Source organism: Actinomadura sp. 6N118 (genome assembly GCF_044326415.1).
Lineage (GTDB): Bacteria > Actinomycetota > Actinomycetes > Streptosporangiales > Streptosporangiaceae > Spirillospora.
Genome location: NZ_JBIRAZ010000068.1, coordinates 1 through 1,334 on the forward strand (window position 1 = coordinate 1; position 1,334 = coordinate 1,334).

General features: G+C 68.3%; 1 protein-coding gene. It reads right to left on the reverse strand.

The features are described 5' to 3' along the window. Positions 1-48: 48 nt before the first annotated feature. Positions 49-1,245, reverse strand: a complete 1,197-nt coding sequence (locus ACH34W_RS55365) for an IS481 family transposase (protein ID WP_395969351.1) — start codon at positions 1,243-1,245, stop codon at positions 49-51. Between the last annotated feature and the right edge of the window lie 89 nt (positions 1,246-1,334).

Consider the following 1,334-nt stretch of genomic DNA (forward strand, 5'->3'; position numbering starts at 1 on the left):
TGTGATGTCTCAGGACATCGGAATGACCCTGAACCCACGATTGTGGGTTCAGGGTCGTTTTGGTTGTGGGCCGGGTGGGCGTCCGGTGGGTTGGTAGTCGCGGGTGGGGTCGATGGTGAGCTCTCTGAGGAGTTCGCCGGTGGTGGCGTTGATGACGCGGACGTGCAAGTCATCGATGAGCATGATGACGTGGGTTCGGGCGTGGGTTCGTCCGATGCCGATGTGGCGGAGATGGCCGGCGACGCGCAGGGTGACCACGCCGTGGTCGTCGATGCGGTCGTGGCGGACGCGGGTGTGGGTGTCGCCGTCCCGGCTGGTTGCGGGTAGTGCCTTGGGCAGGCTGGTGTAGACGGCTGCTGGGGTGGCCCGGTGCGGCAGGGACCGGTGCGGCCGCTGCTGGTTGTAGATGCCGGTGAACTGGTCGACCAGGGCCTGCAGCTGGACCAGGGTCGTGGGCTGGTCGGGTTGAGCTCGCAGCCAGGTCTTCATCGTCTGCTGGAACCGCTCCACCTTCCCGCAAGTGGTGGGGTGGTTGGGGGTGGAGTTCTTCTGCACGACATGCAGGCGGCGCAGCTCGTGCTCGAGGGCGTTGCGGCTGTCGCGGCCGCGGCGGCCGCCGGCCAGGCGGGTGGTGAAGACCATGCCGTTGTCGGTCAGGGTGGAGGCCGGGACGCCGTGCGCGGCGGCGGCGGCGCGGAAGGTGTCGCAGACGATCTGGCCGGTGACGCGGGGCCAGGCGGTGACGTGCAGGGCATAGCGGGAGTGGTCGTCCAGCCAGGTGAGGATCTCCACATCAGTCCCGGTGTCGGTGCCGTCGGTCAGGCGGTAGTGGGTGAAGTCGGCCTGCCAGGTCTCGTTCGGCAGTTCGGCCTGGAAGCGGATGTAGGACGAGCGGGGCCGCTTCTTGGGCTGCGGGGTGACCAGGCCGTGCGCGGTCAGGTAGCGGCTGATCGTGGCCCGTGACACCCGCATCTGGTGATGGTGCTCCAGGTGCCAGGCGATGGTCTCGGGCCCGGCGTCCAGGCCCTGCTCGGTCAGCTGCTTACGCAGCCGGATGATCAGCTCGACGGCGCCGGCCTCCAGCGCGGCCGGTGAGGTCTTGGGCCGCCGCGACCGCGGTTCGAACGCCGCCTCCCCCTCGGCCCGGTAACGGGCCACCAGCTTGGACACCCACCCCTGCGACACCCCGTACTGGCGGGCCACCTCACCCTGGGAACGGCCCTCCACCACCACAGCAGTGATCACCAAACGCCTCATCGACATCGCCAGAGACTGACGGCCCGCTCATTCCGATGTCTTGAGACACCCCATTCCTATGTCCTGAGCGAACACAC